The following is a 24,964-nucleotide window of genomic DNA, read 5'->3' as shown; positions in this document are numbered from 1 at the left end:
TAGGTAAAGTTGAAACGGATAATAATAGATAAAATATTATCAAATAAAATCTTGGTAAAGAACTATTTTTTTGTTTCTATACTTAATGTATTAGCTTTGTTTTTACCATTAATTACTTATCCTTACATTATTAGTAAACTGGGTGATGAATTATATGGCTACATTGTATTTTCGTTTACGGTAATTACATATATTGAAATGGTGGCTGCGTGGGGATTTGATATCTCTGCGGTGAAAGATGTAGCCCAATATCAACATGTCAAGCACAGATTGAATGAGATTGTATCATCGGTGCTTTACATTCGCTTTATATTTTGTATGTTTTTGCTGTTGCTATTAGTGGGAGCATTAATGTTATTTGATGTAAAGATGAAAATGCTTTATATCCTTTTTTCAGGACATTGCATAGCTTCTGTATTATTCCCGGGTTGGTTTTTTCAAGGAATACAAGAACTGAAGTATGTTACCTATTTTCAGTTGATTTGTAAACTTGTTTTTGTGATATTGATGGTTGTATTCATTCATTCGAAAGCCGACTATCTGTATTATCCTATTTTGTTCAGTCTTGGTAGCTTGTTTGGCACTGCTTATGGATTGTATGTGATGTTTGAGAAATATAAGGTTAGGCTGATAGGGGTAAAAATGCGCAATGTGGTGTATCGTTTCAAACGCTCTACTTCCATTTTTTATTCACGTATTGCTGATATGATAATAGAACGAAGCAATGCTATTTTGCTTGGTAATTTTATTGGTATGCAGGAAGTGGCATATTATGACTTAGCTAATAAGATAGTTCGTTTAGGTTCTTTTCCTATAATGATTCTTAATCAAGTTCTCTATCCTAAAGTGGCATCTGAACGTAATTTTCGATTAATGCGTAAGGTTATGGCAATATCTTTTTGGGTTGCTATACTGATATGGGGGCTGTGTGTGCTGCTGGCACCTTGGGGAGTTGAACTTCTGGGCAAAGGGTTGATGGAACCCTCTGTTGAAATAGTATATATTCTTTCTCCGCTGATAGTTACCAATTCTATCATTTATTTGCAAGGTAGTCCCATCTTGGTTGCAGCTGGCTATTTTAAAGCATTTAACATAACCATGTGGTGCTCTTTGGGGGTTTACGTTGCATGCATGTTATTTGTATTTATTTTCAACTTGCATACCAATCTTTTATCAATTTTGATTATACAGCTTATAACTAATATTTCATTATTAGTGGCAAGAGCATATTACATTAGAAAATTTAAAATATTAAGATAATGCTGAAAGATGACCGTGAAAAAGGTAAGAATGTGAATGAGCAAGCCAGGCTTGTTATGCTTAAATTACTTAGAGAGTTAGATCGCATTTGTACAAAATATGATATTCCTTATTGGCTTGATGGAGGAACTTTGTTAGGAGCTATTCGCCATGGTGGATTTATTCCTTGGGACGATGATATTGATGTAGCGATGTTGCGTAATGATTATTATCGTTTTTTAGAAGTTGCAAAAACTGAATTACGCGATGATATCTACCTGCAAACCAGAGAAACAGATTCTGATTATCCCATGTTTTTTGCGAAATTACGTGATAAATACAGTACTTTTCATGAGCCAATGTATGAACGATTGAAATGTCATAAAGGTATATTTTTAGATATTTTCCCTTTTGATTATGTAAAACATTCATGGTGGCAATCGCATCTGAAATTATTTCTTCACGATACCAATTATTCAGTAGTAAGACATGGAGCTTTTTTGCAACGTACAGTGGGGTATTTGATGAAACGTTTTATTAGATATTCACATATTCCTCTTTATAATTGGCTCAATGACTTTTTCCATGCTGAAACAATGGAGGAAGCCGATAGCTTGGCTTGGGCCATGGAAATAAATGAGTATAAGCTTTTATCCAAAGATGTTCTTTTCCCTTTGAAACGTCACGAGTTTGAAGGAGAGATGTTTAATATCCCATGTAATTATGATACTTATTTGCGCGAATATTTTGGCGATTATATGCAATTGCCTCCTCTTAACAAACGAGTCAGTCATAATAATGGAATAGAACCTTTTACACGCTGTAATCACAAAGAAAGTTTAGAATGGAATGAATGAAAATAGGAGTATAATGAAAAAAGTAACGATTATTTTCCCCGGATGGATAAAAGCACCTAATGGGGCTGCACAGTTTGTCTTTGGGTTAAGAAGTTGCATCAATGATTTTGCGAATCAGGGAATCGGACTATCAACTTTCACACTTGACGATGTACATGGTGAAGTAAGAAATTTTTCTAACAATGATAAAATCAAGAGGAAAGCGTCACTAAAAAACAAGTTAATGAGATATGCTAAATATAGCCATCTCATGACGTATGCTATGATTTATTTTTCTGGATTACGATATTCCAAACGGATAGTAGAAGCCTTCGATGAAATACCCAATGATGAATTGCCGGATATTATTCATTTCCAAGACTTGTTTGCTTGTTATTACTATTTGAAGCGTAAAAGAAAAAACAAAAAATCTGTGTATTTGACACTGCATAGTAATGGCTCTTTATGGTCAATGTATGAAGAGTATTACCCTTTGTTTCGTTCTTGTTTTTTTGGTATTATGAAACGTAGGATAGAGGATGTTGTACTGAATAGAGTGGATAAAGTAAATTTTGTAGCCGATTTCCCACGTTGGAATTTTTGTCATCTTTACCCCCACATATCTTCGCAAAAGACTTCATTTGTCTATAATGGCATCCCTGATATTGAAGGTGGAAGTAAGTGTATATCTTCAACCAATCAGACTAGGTTAGTATGCGTAGGAACATTGTGTAATCGTAAAAATCAAATAGGCATACTTCATGCATTATCTAAATTGACCTCTGAACAACAAAAATCTTTTTCCATGACTTTTGTCGGAGATGGTCCTTCGCGTAATATTTTGGAAAAAGTAGCAGCTACACTTTCTGCTGATATTTATTTTGTGGGCAACTCAAACCAAGTAAATGACTATTTGACTAACTCGGATGCTTTTATTTTGTTTTCTAAAGACGAAGGATTGCCAATATCAATTATTGAAGCTATGCGTTGTGGTTTGCCCATTATATCTACTCGTATAGCAGGTATTCCAGAAATGATTGTTGAAGGTATTTCAGGCTATTTGGTAGATGTAGATGAACAACAACTCTCTGAGTTGTTTGAAAAGATATTGATTGACAGACCTGATTTTGTAAAAATGGGGAAAAAGTCAAGAATTATTTATGAAGAAAAATTTTCTCAAAAGGCTATGATATTATCTTATGCGAAATTATGGCAGAAGGCTTGAGAATAGCTATGGATTCTTAAATAATTCATCTTATATAAATGTCACCTAACTATTCTGTATTGATTTCGGTCTATTATAAAGAAAGGCCGATTTATTTGAAGTCTGCACTTGATAGTGTACTGAACCAAACGCTTCCTCCTTCTGAAATCATATTGATTAAGGATGGACCTCTCACTGTTGAATTAGAAAAAGTTCTATCTTCTTACGATACTAATTTGCTTAAAATTATTCCTTTGCCTAATAATTTAGGATTAAGCAAGGCACTTAATATAGGCTTAAAGCATTGTAGCTATGAGTTTGTGGCTCGTATGGATACAGATGATATTTGCTATCCATCTCGTTTTGAGAAACAAGTTCTTTTTTTGCAATCACATCCTACGATAGATATTGTGGGGGCCTATGCGACTAAAATTGACGAATGTGGAAATAATCTTGAAGAGGTTATAAAGGTTCCAGTTTCGCATGAGGATATTGTTCGTCTGGTCTGGACTTGTCCCTTGAATCATCCTACTGTGATGTATCGAAAAAATGCAATCTTATCAGTAGGTGGGTATAAACCTGATGCCGGTCCGCGTCAGGATGATTATGATTTATGGTTCAGGTGTGCAGAAAAAGGATTGCATTTTGCCAATATTTCGGAACCATTGTTGCATTATCGCTTCTTTGCTGACAGTGTGAGAAAAAACAGTATAGAAGTAGGGTGGCATAGAATGAAAATAGGTTTACGTGGCTGTAGAAGACTTCATTTGTCTTTCATTGCATATATTGGAGTTTGTATACCCTTTGTCCGTTCTTTATTGCCATATCCTTTAAATGTTTATTTTCAAGGGCTGATGAATCGCATGAATCCCCGTAAAATGAGAGAGTAAATAGGAATATCTTATATGCTATTTCTGGCAAGTAATAAATGACCTACCTTTGTCCTCGGTAAAGGCTTTGTCCCTAACTGGTAATCACGTTTCTGGTCAGTATATTTTATAGAATAATTCCATGAACATATTAATCACTGGAATCCACGGCTTTGTGGGCTCCAATCTTGTTATTGCCCTAAAGGAACGTCATTGTCTTTACGGGCTGGATATTGTCGCACCTGAAAAGGAGGGGGTGATAAAGACTTTTTTCTGGAAGGATATTGAACCGGCTTCTTTTCCGATGCGGGATCTTCCTGAATTCGATGCCATTATTCATCTGGCTGGTAAAGCCCATGATATGAAAAACCGGTCCGCAGCCCAATCCTATTTTGATATCAATACGGGATTGACCCAAAAGATATTTAATTTTTTTCTGGAATCGTCCGCGAAGAAATTCGTATTCTTCAGTTCGGTAAAAGCTGCTGCCGACAGTGTGGTGGGGGATATGCTGACTGAAGATGTGGTGCCTGCCCCGGTAGGGCCGTATGGGGAAAGCAAGATAGCTGCGGAGAATTACATCCTTGGCCGGTTGAAGGCCGAGGATGGCAGATTGAAAGCTAATCTATATGATGGCAAAGATGTCTATATCCTGCGTCCTTGCATGATTCATGGTCCCGGCAACAAAGGCAATCTGAATCTTCTTTATAATGTGGTGAGGAAAGGCATTCCCTGGCCTTTGGGGGCCTTTGAGAACAGAAGGTCTTTTACTTCGATAGACAATCTCTGCTACGTGGTGGAAGGTCTTTTGACCAAGGAGGTGGCGAGTGGTATCTACCACATGGGAGATGACGATGCCTTGTCCACAAATGAACTGATAACTTTGATGTGTCGGGCTTTGGAGCGCAAGCCGCATATCTGGAAGATAAACAGAGGACTGATGGAATTCTGTGCCCGGCTTGGGACTCTGCTCCATTTGCCTTTGAATGCAGAGCGTCTGCGCAAGTTGACAGAGAATTATGTGGTGAGTAATGCGAAGATAAAGGCTGCCCTTGGTATTGACAGAATGCCGGTGAGGGCAGAGGAGGGGATAGTGAGAACGATAAAGTCGTTCTCACTATGAATTTGATAGAATAAGCACTATTCTATCAAATTTGTATTATTATCTATTTGTTTGAACTTTTTTTCAGTTTCCCATGTGTTCAATTGCTGGATCTGTTTTTGTGCCATTTCTTGCAGTTGTTTGAAACGTTTTTGTTTGGGTATAGATAACTTGATTAACTCAGAATTAAAAGACTCCAAATTAGATAATACGACTAATTCATTTATGCTTGCCATGTCTCTTATATTAAGGCCTTTTGATGCATATTCAGGATTTGCATCCCTCCATTCGCAGGCTGTACATCCCCATAACGCTGCATTTAATAAATCTGCTTCTTTTGCATATATTAGCCATTGTGAGTCTTTTAACATATTGGATTGAGGAAGTATATAGCTTTTTATGGCATCAGTATGTAAGTGATAGTTTGTCTTAGATAATATGCGCTTAATTTTCCATTCTACTTTTAATGGGTCATTTTCAAACTCTTTTAAACGCTGATATTCTTTTAAAAGATATAGTTTGAAGGTGGGATTGAACCAAGAGCAGAATTCTAATGCAATATCTTTATGTGCATAGGTTCCACCATTTCTACCTGCTTTAGAGACTATTCCTATAGCATTGGTTGCTTCGATCCATTTTTTGGGAGTCATATTAAATCTATTGAGTCCGGCTTGATTTAAAAAGGTGTCGAATTCGACACCTTTAAAATCCGGATTATTTAAGATTTCCCAAGTACCTAGAAACTCAATTGTGTTTTTATTCCTCATCCAATTTCGTATGTGATCTTCTCCTTCTTTATCTTTTATGATATCTGTTAAACAGAAGTAGTCGTCTTTATTGCTTTCTATCGAAATGGAAATATCCAGGTTGTTGACTTTTATTTTTTTTATAGGGCTCATTCGTGTTTTCTATTTTTCACAAAGATAAACCTTTTTAATTTGATAATTTACTTTTAAGACATGTATTTATTGATAATTGTAATCTTATTGTTTTTAGCAGAACTTTTTTATTTTAGAATAGCTGATAGGTGCAATATCATCGACAATCCCAATGAGCGGAGTTCCCATACGAAAGTGACTTTACGCGGTGGTGGGATTATTTTCTATTTCGGGGCGTTTGCCTATTTCCTGACGAGTGGCTTTGAATATCCCTGGTTCCTGCTTGCCTTGACACTGGTGACGTTCATCAGCTTCGTGGACGATATAAAATCCACCGGACAGATGACAAGACTGCTTTTTCATTTCTCTGCTATGGCTATGATGTTTTATCAGTGGGGGCTGTTCTCCTTGTCCTGGTGGTGGATAGTCATAGCCTTGATAGTCTGTACGGGCATCATCAATGCCTACAATTTTATGGATGGGATTAATGGGATAACGGGAGGTTATTCTCTGGTTATTCTTGCTGCGTTGGCCTATATCAATAAGGAGGTGGTTACTTTTGTAGAAGCGGATTTCATCTATACCGTTATCTGTTCCGTTCTAGTCTTCTGCTTCTTCAATTTCCGCAAGCGTGCCAAATGCTTTGCCGGTGATGTGGGTTCGGTGAGCATTGCCTTCATCCTTCTTTTTTTGATAGGAAGACTTATCATTGGAACGGGTGATTTCAGCTGGATAGTTCTTTTGTCCGTTTATGGGGTAGACAGTGTATTGACTATCATTCACCGCCTGATGCTTCATGAGAATATCGGGCTACCGCATCGCAAGCATCTGTATCAGATTATGGCGAATGAGCTGAAGATTCCCCATATAATGGTTTCTTCTATTTACATGGCAGTGCAGGCAATCATCATCGTAGGATATATAATGTGTTTAGGTTACAGTTATTGGTATTTGGCAGGTATAATTCTTTTGCTTTGTTTTCTTTATATCTGTTTTATGAAGAAGTATTTCGGATTGCACCAGTCTACGTGAGTAATGCTGAAATGATGATTAGTAAAATAATGAAAGGCGATGGAGACTAAAATCTCCATCGCCTTTCGTCTTATTTTTGAAATATAAATCGTACCTTTGTCATACACCAATCAGGTTATAATAATAACATGGAACAGATACGTAAGCTGCCGATAGGCATACAGACTTTTGATAAACTACGTGAAGGCGGTTTTCTTTATGTAGATAAAACTGCTATGATTTATCAAATAGCATCTACTTCTACTCCTTATTTCCTAAGCCGTCCCCGTCGGTTTGGCAAGAGTCTGCTCATTTCCACTTTCGAAGCTTACTTTCAAGGACGCAAAGACTTGTTTCAGGGCTTGGCCATCGAACAGTTGGAAACGAAGTGGGAACAGTATCCTGTTCTACATCTTGACTTGAATGCCCGGAAATATGAAACTGCTGCTGACCTGACGGCTATGCTTAATCAATATCTGGAGAAATGGGAGCTGCTCTATGGTCAGGAGAAGGAAGACCGTAGTCCGGAGGAGCGTTTTGCTTACGTGATAGAGCGGGCATGCACGCTGACGGGAAAGCAGGTTGTTGTGCTGATTGATGAGTATGACAAGCCATTGCTTCAAGCGGTCTTGGATGAGAACTTGCTGGATGAGTATCGGAAAATATTGAAAGCGTTCTACGGTGTCTTGAAGAGCGCTGACCGTTATCTTCGTTTTGTTTTCCTGACCGGAGTGACCAAGTTTGCGCAAGTAAGTGTGTTCAGTGACTTGAATCAGCTGAATGATATCAGCATGGATAGAGCATACAATGCTTTGTGCGGCATTACACAAGATGAACTTATAAAAACATTTGGCCCGGAAATACAACGGTTAAGTGAGAATGAAGAACTGACTTTGGAGGAAACGATTTTTCGTTTGGCAAAGAAATATGACGGCTATCATTTTTGTGAAGATACTTCGGTGGGGCTTTTTAACCCTTTCAGCCTTCTGAATGTATTCCAGAAATTGAAGTTCGGCAACTTCTGGTTTCAGACGGGTACACCTACTTATTTGGTGGATTTATTAAAAAAGAGTGACTATGATCTTCGCCTTTTGCTGAATGGCGTAGAGGTTACTGCCTCTGCCTTCTCTGAATATCGTGCAGAAGCTAATAATCCTCTGCCTATGATTTATCAGAGCGGTTACTTGACTATAAAAGCTTATGATAAAGAGGTTTGCCTTTATACGCTTCAATTTCCGAATGATGAAGTTTGTTATGGTTTCCTCAATTTTCTGGTTCCTTTTTATACTAAAGTTACTGATGATGAAACTGGTTTCCACATCGCTAAATTCATGCGTGAATTGAAGAGTGGGGATGTGGAGGCGTTTATGGAGCGTCTTAAGATATTCTTCTCCGGTATTCCGTACGAGTTGAGTGATGATACGGAACGTCATTATCAGGTTATTTTTCATGTAGTGTTTACTTTGCTGGGACAGTTCATCCGGTCCGAGGTTCGCAGCAGCCGCGGCCGTGCGGACGCAGTAGTTCATACCCCTACCGCTATTTATGTTTTTGAGTTCAAACTGGACGGTACGGCCGACGCAGCTCTGAAGCAAATAGATGAGAAAGGTTATCTGATTCCTTATACCTTGGATGGCAGGAAATTAGTGAAAGTAGGTGTGAACTTCAGTAAAGAAACACGGAATATTGATGAATATATTGTCGTGGAGGAATAGGAACGAACAATCCTATATACGGAAAAGGCGATGGAGAATCAAATCTTCATCGCCTTTTCCATATTATAGTATTTCATTTTATTTCTTCATCCTCAGCACCCGTATTCCCGTCCACTTATTATTGTCTTTCAGCATTTGGGACAAGGGGACTTTGGAGACGACCACTTTCTTGTCGGTAGAGGAAGCGTGTACCAGCAGGAGTTTGCTATCCGCATAGAAAGCGATTCCCATGTGGGCTACATCCAGCCCCGGAGTGTTGGTGGTGATGGCTATGATATCGCCGTCTTTAATCCACGGGAGACCATCGGCGGGAAGTTTGGCTTTGGGAAGATAGTGAACTTCCTTGCCGGACAAGGATTGTTCAATCTTCTTCATTTTGGCTACGTTCTCCGGCGAATTGGCCAGCTGCTTGTAAAGTTGGGGATGGGAAGACATGTAGGAGATAGACAACCGTTCGGTGTCGGGACTCATGGCGCCCGTTACATCCTGAAGGAAGCCGTTGCGTACGCCATTGTTTATCCAGTCGGCAATATAATGCAGGCGGGAAGTGTACCCGTCGATTTTACCGTCACGGTAACGGATTTTTTGCAGGTTATCGGCGAAAGCGCTTTCCGAGATGTCTCCGTCGGCCAATTTGGGGGTGAGTGTCTCTGCCAGTACATATTCCACCAGCGTGGTACAGTCTACTTCATCGCAGTTGATGACGAGTTCTTCGGGACCATCAGCCTCCAACGTATGGGCTACGTATGGCACATCCAGATACTTTATTCCATTGCTCAACATATCTTTCCCTCCCTGGGCAGAAACGGAAGTTACCATGGCTGCGGCGCAGAGGGCGCTGAACATAAATTTAGTCATTGTTTTCATTTTTCTTTCTTTTGATTATTATTGTTCTTGAACGTAAAAAGGATGCAGCAAATTTACTACATCCTTTTTATAAAAGCTTAATCCGGAGGGATTAAATTCAATATTGCCGGATTAAATATTTATAATCCTCCTTTTTATCGAACGGAACAAGGGAGAAACCGTATTCAATGGCGTTCTCTTTGCCCGGACGAATCAGATAGGGCTCATGGGCGGTTGCGCCCCAACTGTCGTCTCCACCGACACCCATCATGCGGTAATCAATGAACAAATCGACCATCTTTTCCGGCAGAGGGTCGGTGAGGTGGCGGTGATGGGTCTTTTCGGTACGCGGAGCGCCGTTGTCAATCGTATCGCCGCTGTCCATACTTTCCAGGGGATAGTTGGAGGCGTTCAGCTCAAAGGTGCGGTCGGCGATGAGCAGCAGGCCCCGTTGCGTCTTATCGGTAAAGGCACACCAATAGATATCTGTGCGATGGTTGTTCTCTTGTGGGCGGACATACGGCTCGTACATGTTCTTGACCGGGATGGCATACTCTCCGATGAACTGGGAGGTACGGCGGTCTCGGTAATTCTCTTTCGGACCGCGACCGTAGTAGGTCAAGTCTGTAAAGCTTTCCGGCAACTGCATCCGCAGGCCTACACGCGGTATCATCGGAGCTTGGTCTCCTTCGGCCACGAACCGGTTGTCTACCTTGATGACTCCGCTGGCATATATCTTATAGGTGATGTCCCAACGGGCGTCTGTCTGTGGAAAACGGTAGGTCACCTTTATTGTCGTGGCATTGCTGCCCGGAGTCACTTGGAAACTTTCGGCTTTTGGTTCCTGGTAGCTTGCCTCTTTCCAGGCTTTGAGGCGGACGGGGAGGTTGGCTCCATAATCATTGTCCGTCGGTGCACGCCAGAAGAATGGCCGGGGACCCTGACCGTTCAGTATGTACTCGTGCTTCTTGTATAAATAGGAGGTGAGCAGACCGCTTTGCTTGTCGAAGGTGGCTTTGAAGTCGGGACCGGAGAACGCCACCAAATTTCCCTCTTCCTTAGAAGTGGCGGGCTGCTGTGCCGTAGCCTCTTTCTTGTAGAAAGTATGGACGTAGGTCTGTTCGCGTGCGATGACCGTGCCGGCCGGGAGGAAAGGCTCTGCCGTCTTGATGGCTGCATAGAACTCGATACGCACATCTCCCGTTGTCTGTTTCTCTTTGGGTATGCCGTTCAGGAAGCCGGTGGTTACCGTCTTGCCCGGTGCGGCATGGATATTTTCAATCTTGCCACGGTAGACTTCCTTTCCGTGGTCGCGGATGATGTAGTAGAAGTCGTACTTGTCGAGATTGGTGAAGGAGAAATCATTGCGGATTTTCACGGTGGAAGTCTGCTTGTCGAAATCAAGGAACTTGATGTTCTGGTATACTTTTCCCATCTCTTCTGTCTGCGGCTTGACACTGCGGTCGGGGTATACCACGCCGTTGATGCAGAAATTGCCGTCGGAGGGCGTGCCGTTCTCGCCATAATCGCCGCCATAGGTCCAGTATTTACGGTCGTCGTCTGTCTTGGCGGCAAAGCCCTGGTCTACCCAGTCCCAGATACAGCCGCCCTGGAGGATAGGATATTTCTCGATGATGTCCCAGTAGTCCTGGAAGTTGCCGAGGCTGTTGCCCATGGCATGGGCATACTCGCAAAGAATGAGGGGACGCGTCATCTCCTTGTTCCGGGCATACTTTTCCAGATAGGAAGGGGAAGCGTACATCGGGCAGTAGATGTCCGTATTCCATTCCAACAGTGCGCGTTCATACTGGATGGGACGACTGTCGAGCGTCTTCAAGGTGTTGTAGGTAACGTAGAAATTCAATCCGTTTCCGGCTTCGTTGCCCAGCGACCAGATGATGACTGACGGATGGTTCTTGTCCCGTTCGTACATATTCATGGTACGGTCGAGGTGGGCATTCATGAAGAGCGGATTGTTTCCCAGCGTGCCGCCTACACGCAGGTCGTAACCCATGCCGTGGCTTTCTATATTGGCTTCGTCGATGACGTAGATACCATATTCGTCACAGAGTTCGTAGAAACGTTCCTGCTGGGGATAGTGACAGGTGCGGACGGTATTGACATTGTATCTCTTCCAAAGCTCGAAATCTTTCTTCATCAGTTCTTCGGAGACATAGTGACCGGTATTCTCGTTGTGTTCGTGATAGTTCACGCCTTTCACGAGGATAGGTTGTCCGTTTACCAACAGTTGTTTGTCCTTGATTTCCACTGTGCGGAATCCTACTTTGCAGCTTGTCGCTTCAATCACATCTCCATTCGGGCGCTTTAGGCTGATGACAAGGGTATAGAGGTTGGGCGTTTCGGCTGTCCATTGCAAAGGTTCCTGGATGGTTTTCTTGGTGAACTCCACCTCTGTCTGGTCACCGCTGACCTGAGTAGAGGACTGGGCTATCTGCTGGTCGTTCTTGTCCAGCAGGCGGTAACCAACGACAAATGGGGAATTTTGTCCGCTTTCATTGGTAAACTGCACCTTTACCTTGAGGATACCGTTCCGGTAGTTCTCATCCAAAGGAGACTCCACCTTGAAGTCCGTGAGATGGATTTGAGGCTGGGCATATAAGTAAATGTCCCGTTCGATACCACTGATGCGCCAGAAGTCCTGGCATTCCAGATAGTTGGCATCGGAAAAGCGGTGTATCTGAATGGCAATGACATTCTTCCCTTTCTTGGCAATGGCGCTGACGTTGAAACGCGCCGGAGTCTTTGCATCTTTACTCATGCCTACAAACTTGCCGTTGAGGTAGTAGAAGGCTGCCCCGCGTACGCCGTCGGCACTCAGGAAAATTTCCTTATCGTCCCAGTCTCCCGGAAGAGTGAACTCGCGGCGGTAGGTGCCGGTGGGATTCCATTCTTGGGGAACGTATGGAGGATTGGGCTTGTCCCAATAAGGAGGATAGCCCGAAGAACAGAATTCATAAGGCTGGTTCACATAGATGGGCGTGCCGAATCCCTGCAACTCCCAGTTTCCGGGTACATTGATGTCCGGCCAACGGCTGGCGTCCACACGGTCCATCATGAAGTCCGTGGGGCGGTCGGCGAAGGCTTCCACGTAATGGAATTTCCATTTCCCATTAAGGGATAAGCGGAAGGTTCCGTTCTTGCGGTCATTGATGACGGCATCAGCCTCCGTGACGTAGGAGGTGAACGTGCTGCGGGCAGGCTCCCGGTTGATGCTTGTCAGCTTGGGGTTGGTAATCTCTTCGTAGCGATTGTTCTCCTGAGCAGTCAGGGCAAAGGGAAACGCTGCGAGGCAAGTGAGTAAAAAATACTTTTTATTCATAATTGCTTTTATTTCTTTGTGGTAGGTTCAGAGACCGGGAATACGAGCCCTTCACGCAACCACTTCTCCAGTTCTTCCGTCCATTGACGCTTGTAGGTGAAGTTGTCCCGGAATCCCCAGCCATGTCCGCCGGTGGGGTAGGCATGCAGGCTGGCAGGTACTTTATGGTCGCGCAGGGCAAGGAAGTAACCGATGCCGTTGATGGGCGGCACCGCGTCATCGTCCGAAGAAAGCATGATGAAAGCTTGCGGAGTGCGTGGGGACACTTGCCTTTCGAGGGAGTATTTTTGTTCCAGTTCCTGAGATGGATTTTCTCCGATAAGGTTCTTACGGGAACCTCCATGGGTAACGCCTTTCTGCATGGAAATCACCGGATAGAACAAGATCTGGAAGTCGGGACGGGTCTTGTCACTGCTGTATAGTGTGGCAAGCGAAGCTGCCAGATGGCCGCCGGCAGAAGCGCCCATGATGCCTACACGCTGAGGATTGACACCCCATTCGGCGGCATGTTCGCGTACCATGCGGATGGCTTGTTCGGCATCGGAAAGGGGCACTTCATGGTGCCCGTTGGGCATACGGTATTTCAGTACTGCATAGGTGATGCCTTGTGTGTTGAACCAGGGAGCCATGTCGTGTCCCTCGTGCTTCATGGCCAGCCCCCCGTAGCCGCCTCCCGGACACATGATGATGGCCATGCCGTTGGGGTGGGAGGCAGGGTACACCGTAAGGGTAGGGGTGGTGACATCGGACACCCATTCGTTGTTATGGTTCTGTCCGGAATTGGTCAGTTCGTTGTTATTGGGGGCACCGTTGGGCCATAGGGGCAGCTCAACGGGCTTTTGTGCAGATAACATGGTCGCTGCAAATAGAAAAGATAAAAGTAGAATCTTTTTCATGTTCTTGGTATTTAAAAGTTATTTGGTTTTCATGGAAGCTTTGATGAGGTAGAATATCAGAATGGCATAAGCACCCAGCGCCAGCACTTCGGACCAGGTGTTCTGCAACCATGCATCGTTTACGAGGTTGATTCCTCCGAAACGCATGGCAGCACTTGCCACGCCCATCAATGCACCGCCGGCAATGAAACCGGAGGCAAGCAGGGTACCTTTCTCCCCGCGTTCGGCATTGAGAGCGGCATCCTTGCTGCGGCTGGTCACGTACCAGTTGATGGCACCGCCCACTACCAACGGAACATTCAGTTCCAATGGGATGAACATACCCAATGCAAATGCCAGTGCGGGAATCTTGCAGAAATTGAGGATGACGGCCAGCACTGCACCGATACCGTAGAGCGGCCAGGGCGCACCCACACCGTTCATCAACGGTTCGATAACGGCCGCCATGGCATTGGCTTGCGGAGCGGCCAGCTGTCCGCTGGTGAAACCGTATGTCTTGTTTAGGATAATCATTACACCACCTACGGTAGCGGCAGAAACGATGGTTCCGAGGAACTTCCAGGTCTCCTGCTTGGCAGGCGTGCTACCCAGCCAGTAACCGATTTTCAAGTCTGTGATGAAGCCTCCCGCCATGGACAGTGCCGTACATACAACACCACCCATCACCAGTGCCGCAACCATTCCTCCGGGACCTTTCAGCCCTACGGCTACCATGACTACGGATGCCAGGATTAATGTCATCAGCGTCATTCCGGATACGGGGTTTGTGCCCACAATCGCAATGGCATTGGCTGCCACGGTGGTGAACAGGAAAGCGATACCTGCAACAAGCAGGATAGCTACAATGGTATGTGTCAAGTTGCCCTGCATCACATCGAAGTAGAAGAAGAGAACAACCAGCAGCAGCGTGATGATGGAACCGATGGCGATAATCTTCATAGAGATGTCCCGCTGTGTGCGTTTCACACTGGCTTCCACGTTGGACTTACCTCCCATTTCCTTGGCAGCCAGTCCTACAGCGCTCTTGATGATGCCCCAGGACTTGATAATGCCGATGATGCCTGCCATGGCTATACCACCGATACCGATGCTCTTGGCGTAGTATTTGAAGATTTCTTCCGGAGCCATGGCGCCTACGGTTGCCGTGATTTCGGGGTTCCATTGGTTCAGTACGGAGTCTCCCCAAATCATGGACATGCCGGGGATGATAATCCACCATACGGCCAGCGAACCGGCACAGATGATGGACGCGTATTTCAGTCCCACAATATAACCCAGACCGAGCACGGCAGCACCCGTATTAACCTTGAATACCAGCTTGGCTTTCTCGGCCAGCATTTCGCCGAAGCCGCATACGCGGGTAGTGAAATTCTCGTTCCACCAGCCGAAGGTTGCCACGATGAAGTCGTATAGACCTCCGATAATACCTGCCATGAGTAATGGTTTTGCCTGGCTGCCGCCCTTTTCACCGGAGACGAGCACTTGTGTGGTGGCTGTCGCCTCGGGGAAGGGATACTTGCCGTGCATGTCGCTCACGAAATATTTGCGGAAGGGGATAAGGAAAAGAATACCCAGCACACCTCCCAGCAGGGAACTGATAAAGACTTGTGCAAAGGTGACGGTGATTTCTTTCGGATAGGTTTCTTGGAGAATATAGAGTGCCGGAAGGGTGAAGATGGCACCTGCCACGATGACGCCCGAGCTGGCACCGATAGACTGGATAATGACGTTTTCGCCCAATGCGTTTTTGCGTTTGGCGGCACCCGATACGCCGACGGCAATGATGGCGATGGGGATGGCGGCTTCGAATACTTGCCCCACCTTCAGCCCCAGATAGGCGGCTGCGGCCGAAAAGAGGATGGCCATCAGAATACCCCATGTCACCGACCAGGCATTTACTTCTGAATACTTCTTATCCGGGCTCATCAGAGGGTTGTACACTTCTCCCGGTTTCAATTCACGGAACGCATTTTCCGGTAGTCCGGTAATAGGTTCTTCTTCTTGTTTCATAGGTTTTGTAGTTTTATGTTTTTCTTTAATAGACTTCAAAGAAAGCAAAAAAAAAGGAGATTTAAAAAAATCTCCTTAATTCTGTATGGTAAAATGCTTATTTGGCATCTTTAGCGGTCATGTCCCCTTCGATAAATAATCGCATGATTTCCGTTTTGGCATTGGTGCGCAGGGTAATGGATTTCTTGAAGTGTCCGGGGTATCTTCCGGTTCCATTATAAGTTACTTTCACTGTTCCAGTCTTTCCCGGTGCTATCGGTTCTTGTGAATATTCGGGAACGGTACATCCGCAGGAAGCTACAGCCTGATGGATGACAAGCGGAGCATCGCCTACGTTCGTAAACTTAAAGGTGTAGCTGACCACAGGACTGTTTTCGGAGAATGTGCCGAAGTTGTGGGTGGTCTGTTCGAATTTGATGTCTGCCTTTCCTTGTGCATAGGCATAACCGATGCTCATAACCAGCAGCATCATATAAAAAACGACTTTCTTCATGTTCTTATCTTTTTTATATTTCAACGGCGCAAAGGTAACCCATTTTCATTAAAATAATGCCTATGGCGTGCGAAATTGTATTAAATCGGGCTCAAAAGGTCTCTGTACGAATGATAAGCAGGGAAAAATAGGGGAAGCGGATGGTCGCTATCCGCTTGCTGTCATTGATATACTTCTCTTCCGGAGTGCCTACATTCTCAAAATAGTGATACCGGTATTCGGGATGCAGGCGGATGCAGCGGTGAATCTCATCGGTGCATCTGGACAGCTTCATGATGACAACCGCACTGTTTTCGCTTGTCAGTTTCTCTATCTCTTCTGTCGTAGTAATGCCGGGTATCACCGTCAGCCGCTCTTCCTGGCTGGCCACATGGAGCCCGCCCAGTGCGCCGGCGGCAATGAAGGCGGGGATACCGGGGATGTGCTTCACGGGGATGCCGTCTGCCTGCAGTTTGTCATATACATAATGTATGGAAGAGTAGAATCCGGCATCTCCTTCGGCAACGATACAGACCTTCTTTCCTTGTTGCCGGAGGGTGGAGCTCTCCATATAGACCTCGTCGTAGGCGCTCAGGGCTTTTTCGCGCTGTTTGCTCATGGGGAGTGGAAAGCGGTACACCGTGTTTTCCGGAATGTCGAGTTGCAATAGGATGTCGGCTGCGCGTGAAACTCTGTTTCCATCTTTGGCCAGTGTCTCGGGACAGAATATACAGTCGGCTGTCTGCAGGGCTTTCAAGCCTTTTACGGTAATCAGTTCCGGTTCGCCGGGACCGAGAGATACAAATATGACGGGGAACATTTGCATGAAGACATTAAAGGTTAAAAATTAAAGAACAGCAAAACGGCTACAAAAGTGGGGAAATAATCAGTAGCAAACAAGATATTCGCTATCTTTGTTATTTACTAAAACAATCTGTTTTTTATGGATTATCAACTGAACACCCGCTTGAATGGCAACATAGCCATGACTTCCAGCTACCATGAGCGTGCGTCGCTGCAACGTGACAAGACTCTGTATAAATTCATTTGGGTACAGAGCGGTACGCTGACTCTGGAAATAGACCATATCCCCATGCGCCTGGAAAAGGATGAAATCGTGACCTTGACCCCGTTGCATCACCTGGAGGTAAAAGAGGTGGACGGTGAATACCTGACGTTTGTATTCAACAGCAATTTTTATTGCATCTATGGACATGACAACGAGGTCTCTTGCAACGGACTCCTTTTTTATGGCTCTTCCAGGGTGATGAGACTGGCGCTTTCTGCCGGGCAGTCTTCCAACCTGCATGACATAGTCCGCATTTTCCGGCAGGAGTCGGTCATTCATGACAATCTGCAGGAGGAGATGCTGCGCATTGTCTTGAAACGTTTCATCATTACCTGCACACGCATTGCGCGCCAGCTTTTCGGGGTGGGGCAGGAGAAGGAAAAGACGTTTGACATCATCCGGCAGTATTATGTGCTGGTGGACCGGCACTTCAAGGAGAAGAAGCAGGTGCAGGATTATGCCGATATTCTTTGCCGTTCTCCCAAGACACTTTCCAATCTGTTCTCGGCCTGCGGGTTGCCTTCCCCGTTGCGGGTGATTCATGAGCGCATTGAGGCGGAAGCCATGAGACTGCTGTTGTATACCCGCAAGAGCGCCAAAGAAATCAGCTCCATTCTGGGCTTTGAAGACTTGCCCGCGTTCAGCCGTTTTTTCAAGAAAATGACCGGCGAGAGTGTCTCGGACTACCGGAAAAGAGTGAAACGGGAAGAATTGCCAACTGTTGCGGAATAATTGCCATTTCGTACGTGGTGGAAAACAAGGAACTTTGCAAAAACAAAAATCAAGTCATATTACTGAAACCATTTAAAAAGTAGAACAAAGATGAAAACGAAATTGCAAAACTTGTTTATGGCTGCGTTGACGCTGGCCGCTTCCACTCAAAAGTTGGGTGTTAATTTGATTCGTGTAGCCATCCTGGTTATTTTCGTATGGATTGGTGGGTTGAAATTCTGGAATTATGAGGCTGAAGGGATTGTCCCTTTTGTGGCGAACAGCCCGTTCATGAGCTTCTTTTATACAAAGAGTGCCCCGGAGTACAAGGAGTATAAGCTGAAAGAGGGCGAGTTCAATGAGGCGAAACATCAGTGGCACGTGGAGAACAATACGTATGGTTTCTCTCACGGTCTGGGCATTCTGATTATGGCCATCGGCATCCTGACATTTCTGGGGATATTCTCTCCGAAAATCGGACTGGCGGGAGCCGCACTTGTCATTGTCATGACGATGGGTACCCTCTCTTTCCTGGTGACAACCCCTGAGGTGTGGGTGCCCGACTTGGGAAGCGAGGAGCACGGCTTTCCGTTGCTGACGGGGGCAGGGCGCTTGGTCATCAAGGATACGGCCATTCTTGCCGGTGCCATTGTCGTACTGTCTGACAGTGCAAAAAGAGTATTGAACCAATTAAGGAAATAGACGTATGAAACAGTATGATGCCATTATCATCGGATTCGGCAAAGGTGGAAAGACGCTGGCTGCCGAGTTGGCAAAACGGAAGCTGGACGTTGCCGTAGTGGAGCGTTCGGAAAAGATGTACGGAGGGACATGTATCAATATCGGTTGCATTCCCACAAAAACATTGGTGCATGCGGCAAAGCATGCGGACAAAGACGCTTCTTGGGAGGTCAAGAAGGCATACTATCGTCAGTCCATTGCAAGGAAGGAAGAGGTCGTCTCTTTCCTGCGTCAGAAGAATTATCACAATCTGGCCGACAATCCTCATATAACGGTCTATACGGGTATCGGCTCCTTTGCAGGTCCGGATGTGGTGGAAGTTGGGATGGTGGAAGGGACATTACAATTGCAAGCTCCCCGGATATTCATCAATACGGGTGCCGAAACCGTCATTCCACCGATAGAGGGGATACAAGGTAACCCACGGGTATATACCAGCACCTCCATTATGGAACTGACTGAGCTGCCGGTACAGCTCGTCATTGTAGGTGGGGGATACATCGGACTAGAATTTGCTTCCATGTATGTTTCATTCGGTTCGCAAGTCACGGTGCTCGAGGGCTCTTCCGAACTGATATCCCGGGAGGACCGGGACATTGCGGACAGTGTCCGGGAGGTATTGGAACAGAAAGGAATCGTTTTCAAGCTGAATGCACGCGTGCAGTCCGTGAAAGACTCTGACGTCATTTACCGGGATGCGGTCACGGGAGAGGAACATCAGTTACACGCAGATGCCATCCTGCTGGCTACCGGCCGGCGTCCGAATACGGCTGGCTTGAATCTGGCGGCGGCAGGTGTAGAGGTGAATGAGCGCGGTGCTATTGTGGTGGACGACTATTTGCAGACTACCAACCCCAAGATACATGCTATCGGTGATGTAAAGGGCGGTTTGCAGTTTACCTACATTTCTTTGGATGATTACCGCATTCTGCGCGAAGACCTTTTCGGGGCAGGAGAACGCAAGGTGTCCGACCGTGACCCGGTGAGCTATTCGGTATTCATCGACCCGCCGCTTTCACGCATCGGGCTGAGCGAAGCGGAAGCACGCAAGAAAGGATTGAATATAAAGGTCAACAAACTGCCGGTAGCCGCTGTTCCGCGTGCCAGGACTTTGGGCGATACGAACGGATTGTTCAAGGTGGTGGTGGACGCCGATACGGACAAGATAGTGGGATGTACGCTGTTTGGTCCGGAATCGAGCGAGGTCATCAACCTGGTGGCAATGGCCATGAAGACCGGGCAGGAATATACCTTCCTCCGTGATTTTGTCTTTACACATCCCAGCATGAGCGAAGCGCTGAATGACTTGATGGGCTTTTAAAGATTATTTAGGCACAATATCCACCAATTTGCGGGAAGAGCATTTGCGTATTTCCCCAAAAATGACGAATATTGTGCCCGAATTCTATAAACCCCAATAGTCATGACCCGGATATCTGCCATAGGCATTGCACTGCTGTGCATTTTATGCGTAACCTCTTGCGGCTTAAAATCAAGACAGACTACTACCGAATCTTCTTCCGAAACGGGCTATTCTCCGGTTACGACAGACACGGCAGCCACCATTGTACCGTGCTATGCCAAAGGCTATACGGTGAAATATCTTCCGCACCATGTCCGTCTGGTGGATATACACGACCCTCAAAAAGAAAGCAGCAGCACTTTCCACTATGCGCTGGTACCGAAAGGCATAAAGCCTGTCGGTATACCGAGCGACTATACGGTGATTGAAACGCCGGTAGAGCACGTTATGTGTATGACATCCCTGCAACTTTCCAACTTCATCCGTCTGGATGCCTGCGATTATGTGGTGGGCATCACCAGTACGCGCCATCTCTTCAACAAGGAGATGAACGAACGTTTGAAGTCCGGCGAGACCGTGAAGATTGGTATCGAAGGGAACTTTGATAATGAAGTGATAATGAGCATGAATCCGGATGTTATCTTTATCTCTCCTTTCAAGCGGGGCGGATATGATGCCATGCGGGAAATCGGTATTCCACTGGTTCCCCATTTGGGATATAAGGAGATGACCCCGTTGGGGCAGGCTGAATGGATAAAATTCATCGGCATGTTTATAGGCCAGGAAGTGGAGGCGAATGAAAAGTTTGCTGCGATAGAGAAGCGCTATAACGAATTGAAGGAGCTGGCTGCCAACGTGAAGAAGCGTCCGATGGTATTCAGCGGCGAGATACGGGGTGGCAACTGGTATGCAGTGGGAGGAAAGAGCTTTCTTGCCGAACTGTTCCGTGATGCCGGTGCGGATTATTTCTTGAAAGACGATCCCCGTTCGGGAGGTGTCACGCTGGATTTTGAAACCGTATATAGCCAGGCGGAGAGTGCCGACTATTGGCGCATTGTCAACAGCTATGACGGGACATTCACGTATGATGCCTTGAAGTCCCTCGACCCGCGTTATGCCGACTTCCGTGCGTTTCGTGAGAAGGGAGTGGTATACTGCAACATGCGTGAGAAACCCTTCTACGAAAGTATGCCCATGCAGCCCGAAATTGTATTGGAAGACTTGATACATGCTTTCCATCCCGATTTGTTGCCTGACTATAAACCGACTTACTACGAACTGCTGAAATGATAAAAAGACCCGTACTTCCGTTGATGTTGCTGACACTGGCATCTATCTTTCTTTTTTTCCTGCTGAACCTGCTTTTGGGGTCGGTTCACATTCCTCTGCGCTCCGTGTGGAACATATTGTGGGGAAATACGGATGAATCCGTTATTTGGCAGAATATTATCTGGAAGTCCCGCGTGCCCCAAGCGTTGACGGCATTGGTGGCGGGAGCAGGGCTGTCAGTCAGCGGTCTGCAGATGCAGACGGTGTTCCGCAATCCGCTGGCAGGGCCTTCGGTATTGGGCATCAGTTCAGGTGCCAGCCTGGGTGTGGCTTGTGTGGTATTACTGTCCGGGGCGATGGGCGGTGTGGCATTGAGCCGTTTGGGGTATATGGGCGAGGTTGCCTTGTCGGTTGCCGCCATTATCGGTGCGCTGGCTGTGATGGCGCTCATTGTCTATGTCTCCCAGAAGGTGAAGGGCAACGTGACGCTGCTGATAATCGGTGTGATGATAGGCTATGTGGCAAGTGCCGTCATCGGCGTATTGAAATATTTCAGTGTGGAGGAAGATATACGTGCATATGTCATTTGGGGATTGGGTAGCTTTGCCCGTGTTTCGGGCGACCAGATGGTGCTGTTTGTCTGCATCATGGCTGTGCTGCTTCCGTTGTCCTTCCTGCTGATAAAGACGATGAATCTGTTGCTGCTGGGCGATGGCTATGCACGCAATCTGGGACTGAACATCAAGCGGGCACGCCTGCTGGTTATCTCATGCTCCGGCGTGCTGGTGGCTATTGTAACGGCCTATTGCGGTCCGATTATGTTTATCGGATTGGCGGTTCCCCATCTGTGCCGTGCCATCTTCCACTCTTCGGACCATCGGGTACTGATGCCTGCCACATTGCTGGTAGGCGCTTCCCTGGCATTGGTCTGCAATCTGATAGCCCGTATGCCCGGCTTCGAGGGAGCTTTGCCGGTCAACTCGGTGACGGCACTGGTAGGTGCGCCGGTAGTGGCTTCTGTACTTTTTAGAAAACGGAAAGGAGAATTGAATGAATAAGGAAACCATACATATAGAGAATCTTTCCATCGGTTACCCCGGTAAGGGGGATGTGAAAGTGGTGGCAGACGGCATTTGCGCCGGAATCAACAGTGGTGAGCTGACTTGCTTGTTGGGAGCTAATGGAGTGGGGAAGTCCACGCTGCTCCGTACGTTGTCCGCCTTCCAGCCGAAACTTGGCGGAAACATATTTATTGAAGGAAAAGAGATTGGGGACTATACCGACAAGCAGCTTTCGCGCGTCATTAGTGTGGTGCTGACGGAGAAGTGCGATATACGCAATATGTCCGTCGTAGAACTGATAGGTCTGGGGCGTAGCCCCTACACCGGTTTCTGGGGAACCCTTTCGAAAGAGGACAAGATTGTGGTGGACAAATCCATCGCCCTGGTAGGCATTCCCCATCTGGCACACCGCATGGTGCATACGCTGAGTGACGGTGAACGGCAGAAGGTGATGATAGCCAAGGCGCTCGCCCAGGAAACTCCCGTCATCTATCTGGATGAACCGACAGCTTTCCTTGATTTTCCCAGTAAAGTAGAGATGATGCAACTGCTTCACCAGCTCAGCCGGCAAACGGACAAGACGATTTTCCTTTCTACTCACGACCTGGAACTGGCCCTGCAGATAGCGGACAAAATATGGCTGATGGACAAGGTGAACGGCGTAACTATCGGTACGCCCGAGGACCTTTCGTTGAACGGCAGCCTGAGCAACTTCTTTGCCCGTAAGGGTATTGCCTTTGATTTGGAAACGGGACTGTTCAGGGTAGCCAATGAATATACCTCCCAGATACGCTTGGCGGGCCACGGGCAGAAGTATGCCATGGTGCGCAAGGCACTCCAGAGAAACGGGATTCTGGCAAACCGGAATGTTGAATCGGAGATTTATATCGAAACCGGAGATTTGAAGGGAGACGGCAGCTTCGTATTCCATCGACCGGGCAAGGAGCCGGTAACAGTGTACTCCATTGAGAAATTGCTGCAAATAGTCTTGTCATTCCATTCCCTATGATGCACCATTCTGCAAAGGATAATTATGTCCACTTAACGACGACTCCGGTCCCCCGGCTGATTACGTCATTGGCTGTGCCGACCATCATCAGCATGCTGGTGACGTCCTTCTACAACATGGCAGATACCTATTTTGTGGGTAAAATAAATACCCAGTCTACGGCTGCCGTAGGTATCGTGTTTTCTGTGATGTCCATTATCCAGGCTGTGGGATTCTTCTTCGGTCATGGTTCGGGGAACTACATCTCCCGTAAGTTGGGGGCGCAGGAAACGGAGAGTGCCGAGAAGATGGCATCCACCGGCTTCTTTTTTGCCTTGTTTATCGGAGCGGCTCTGGCTGTGCTGGGATTGCTGTTCCTTACACCGCTTTCCCTTGCTTTGGGGTCGACGCCTACTATTCTTCCGTATACGGAGCGCTATTTGGGAATCATTCTGCTGGGTACTCCTTTTATGACCGCCTCATTGGTGCTGAATAACCAAATACGTTTTCAAGGTAATGCGGCGTATGCCATGGTGGGGATTGTGAGTGGGGCGGTCATCAACGTGGTGCTCGACCCTATCCTGATTTTTGTATGCGATATGGGCATATCCGGTGCCGCACTTGCCACAGTAGTCAGCCAGATATGTAGTTTCATCCTTTTGCTATATATGGGGCGCAGAGGAAGAAATATACGTATACGTTACAGAAACTTTACGCCTACACTGGCTTTCATCAAGGAAATTATTGGGGGTGGAACTCCGTCACTCACCCGGCAGGGACTGGCAAGCGTGGCAACCATTTTGCTGAACGTGGCGGCCGGTGCATATGGTGACGCAGCTATTGCAGGGATGTCCATTGTGACGCGTATCTCTATGTTTATCAATGCTTTCCTAATTGGTTTCGGGCAAGGCTTCCAACCGGTATGCGGATTCAATTATGGTGCCGGGCTGTATGCCAGAGTGCGCCAAGGATTCTGGTTCTGTGTGAAGGTAGGCTTTTTCTTTTTGCTGGTTTGTGTGGTGGCAGGTATGGGATATGCCGAGGAGATTGTCTCCATCTTCCGCAAGGGAGACCCTGCTGTTGTAGCTACCGGTGCGGCAGCATTGCGCTGGCAGTTCATCACCTATCCGTTGGGTGCATGGATTGTGGTCAGCAACATGATGCTGCAGACTATCCGCAAGCCCGTACGCGCTACGATACTTTCCTCTGCCCGTCAAGGGCTGTTCTTCATCCCCCTCATCTTCATTCTTCCTTATTTCTTAGGACTGAAAGGGGTGGAGATGTGCCAGGCGGCGTCGGACATGCTGACCTTCTTCCTCGCCATTCCATTGACCTGCGGGGTGCTGGCGGAGATGAAGAGGAAGGAGGCGGAACAACTGCAACAGCGGCAATCTTGAAGTTTCT

Annotated in this window: 21 protein-coding genes; 14 read left to right on the top strand and 7 right to left on the bottom strand. The window is 46.3% G+C overall.

Annotated features, from left to right (window positions below):
• The first annotated feature begins 9 nt into the window (after positions 1-9).
• The 5 genes from DXD78_RS11005 to DXD78_RS10985 all read left to right on the top strand — a co-directional run bounded on the left by DXD78_RS11005 (position 10) and on the right by DXD78_RS10985 (position 5,271).
• A complete protein-coding gene (locus DXD78_RS11005; RefSeq protein ID WP_034529821.1) occupies positions 10-1,260 on the top strand; it encodes an oligosaccharide flippase family protein in 1,251 nt (416 codons plus the stop codon).
• Positions 1,260-2,096, top strand: coding sequence for a phosphorylcholine transferase LicD (locus DXD78_RS11000; RefSeq protein ID WP_009038569.1), 837 nt, complete (start codon positions 1,260-1,262; stop codon positions 2,094-2,096). The genes DXD78_RS11005 and DXD78_RS11000 overlap by 1 nt, the downstream gene beginning before the upstream one ends.
• Positions 2,097-2,109: 13 nt before the next feature.
• Positions 2,110-3,300: a glycosyltransferase family 4 protein gene (locus DXD78_RS10995; protein WP_009038568.1), complete on the top strand. Its 1,191-nt coding sequence runs from the start codon at positions 2,110-2,112 to the stop codon at positions 3,298-3,300.
• A gap of 38 nt (positions 3,301-3,338) precedes the next feature.
• Positions 3,339-4,169: a glycosyltransferase gene (locus tag DXD78_RS10990; protein WP_022400683.1), complete on the top strand. Its 831-nt coding sequence runs from the start codon at positions 3,339-3,341 to the stop codon at positions 4,167-4,169.
• A 121-nt stretch (positions 4,170-4,290) separates the two neighbouring features.
• A complete protein-coding gene (locus DXD78_RS10985; protein ID WP_009038566.1) occupies positions 4,291-5,271 on the top strand; it encodes an NAD-dependent epimerase/dehydratase family protein in 981 nt (326 codons plus the stop codon).
• Between the two features lie 17 nt (positions 5,272-5,288).
• Here the strand turns inward: DXD78_RS10985 and DXD78_RS10980 are convergent, their stop codons facing one another.
• Positions 5,289-6,149, bottom strand: a complete 861-nt coding sequence (locus tag DXD78_RS10980) for a KilA-N domain-containing protein (RefSeq protein ID WP_005836635.1) — start codon at positions 6,147-6,149, stop codon at positions 5,289-5,291.
• 60 nt (positions 6,150-6,209) lie between these two features.
• Here DXD78_RS10980 and DXD78_RS10975 point away from each other — a divergent pair, with 60 nt between their 5' ends.
• Positions 6,210-7,160, top strand: coding sequence for a glycosyltransferase family 4 protein (locus DXD78_RS10975; protein WP_057098064.1), 951 nt, complete (start codon positions 6,210-6,212; stop codon positions 7,158-7,160).
• 128 nt (positions 7,161-7,288) lie between these two features.
• Positions 7,289-8,854 carry an ATP-binding protein gene (locus DXD78_RS10970; RefSeq protein WP_005836639.1) on the top strand — a complete coding sequence of 522 codons (1,566 nt, stop codon included), beginning with the start codon at positions 7,289-7,291 and terminating at the stop codon, positions 8,852-8,854.
• 78 nt (positions 8,855-8,932) lie between these two features.
• Here the strand turns inward: DXD78_RS10970 and DXD78_RS10965 are convergent, their stop codons facing one another.
• The 6 genes from DXD78_RS10965 to DXD78_RS10940 all read right to left on the bottom strand — a co-directional run bounded on the left by DXD78_RS10965 (position 8,933) and on the right by DXD78_RS10940 (position 17,238).
• Entirely contained in the window at positions 8,933-9,721 is a 789-nt protein-coding gene (locus DXD78_RS10965; RefSeq protein WP_034523162.1) for an N-acetylmuramoyl-L-alanine amidase-like domain-containing protein, read from the bottom strand.
• A 97-nt stretch (positions 9,722-9,818) separates the two neighbouring features.
• Positions 9,819-13,040, bottom strand: coding sequence for a glycoside hydrolase family 2 TIM barrel-domain containing protein (locus DXD78_RS10960; protein ID WP_009038563.1), 3,222 nt, complete (start codon positions 13,038-13,040; stop codon positions 9,819-9,821).
• 8 nt (positions 13,041-13,048) lie between these two features.
• On the bottom strand, positions 13,049-13,936 hold the full coding sequence (locus tag DXD78_RS10955) for an alpha/beta hydrolase (RefSeq protein WP_005836645.1): 888 nt from the start codon (positions 13,934-13,936) through the stop codon (positions 13,049-13,051).
• 18 nt (positions 13,937-13,954) lie between these two features.
• Entirely contained in the window at positions 13,955-15,946 is a 1,992-nt protein-coding gene (locus DXD78_RS10950; protein WP_009038562.1) for an OPT family oligopeptide transporter, read from the bottom strand.
• A gap of 97 nt (positions 15,947-16,043) precedes the next feature.
• Positions 16,044-16,439, bottom strand: coding sequence for a DUF1573 domain-containing protein (locus DXD78_RS10945; protein ID WP_005836647.1), 396 nt, complete (start codon positions 16,437-16,439; stop codon positions 16,044-16,046).
• 91 nt (positions 16,440-16,530) lie between these two features.
• Positions 16,531-17,238 (bottom strand): precorrin-2 C(20)-methyltransferase, encoded by a 708-nt coding sequence (locus tag DXD78_RS10940; protein WP_187370428.1) that lies wholly within the window; start codon positions 17,236-17,238, stop codon positions 16,531-16,533.
• A 123-nt stretch (positions 17,239-17,361) separates the two neighbouring features.
• On the opposite strand from DXD78_RS10940, the gene DXD78_RS10935 reads away from it, so the two are divergent.
• From DXD78_RS10935 to DXD78_RS10905, 7 genes are all read left to right on the top strand, one after another.
• Positions 17,362-18,219, top strand: coding sequence for a helix-turn-helix domain-containing protein (locus tag DXD78_RS10935; protein ID WP_009038560.1), 858 nt, complete (start codon positions 17,362-17,364; stop codon positions 18,217-18,219).
• A 90-nt stretch (positions 18,220-18,309) separates the two neighbouring features.
• Positions 18,310-18,900 carry a DUF417 family protein gene (locus DXD78_RS10930; RefSeq protein ID WP_009038559.1) on the top strand — a complete coding sequence of 197 codons (591 nt, stop codon included), beginning with the start codon at positions 18,310-18,312 and terminating at the stop codon, positions 18,898-18,900.
• Positions 18,901-18,904: 4 nt separating this feature from the next.
• On the top strand, positions 18,905-20,260 hold the full coding sequence (locus tag DXD78_RS10925; RefSeq protein ID WP_009038558.1) for an FAD-dependent oxidoreductase: 1,356 nt from the start codon (positions 18,905-18,907) through the stop codon (positions 20,258-20,260).
• Between the two features lie 102 nt (positions 20,261-20,362).
• Positions 20,363-21,532: an ABC transporter substrate-binding protein gene (locus DXD78_RS10920; protein ID WP_009038557.1), complete on the top strand. Its 1,170-nt coding sequence runs from the start codon at positions 20,363-20,365 to the stop codon at positions 21,530-21,532.
• A complete protein-coding gene (locus DXD78_RS10915; protein ID WP_034529853.1) occupies positions 21,532-22,569 on the top strand; it encodes an iron ABC transporter permease in 1,038 nt (345 codons plus the stop codon). Before DXD78_RS10920 ends, DXD78_RS10915 begins: the two co-directional genes overlap by 1 nt.
• Complete coding sequence (locus DXD78_RS10910) at positions 22,562-23,581, top strand: ABC transporter ATP-binding protein (RefSeq protein WP_009038555.1); 1,020 nt, start codon at positions 22,562-22,564, stop codon at positions 23,579-23,581. Before DXD78_RS10915 ends, DXD78_RS10910 begins: the two co-directional genes overlap by 8 nt.
• Entirely contained in the window at positions 23,578-24,957 is a 1,380-nt protein-coding gene (locus DXD78_RS10905; protein ID WP_050756867.1) for an MATE family efflux transporter, read from the top strand. Before DXD78_RS10910 ends, DXD78_RS10905 begins: the two co-directional genes overlap by 4 nt.
• Positions 24,958-24,964 lie beyond the last annotated feature (7 nt).

The organism is Bacteroides sp. D20 (assembly GCF_003436255.1).
In the GTDB taxonomy this organism is placed as follows: Bacteria; Bacteroidota; Bacteroidia; order Bacteroidales; family Bacteroidaceae; genus Bacteroides; species Bacteroides uniformis.
Note: the sequence above shows the minus strand (reverse complement) of the source record. Positions and strands in the feature narration are given on the sequence as shown.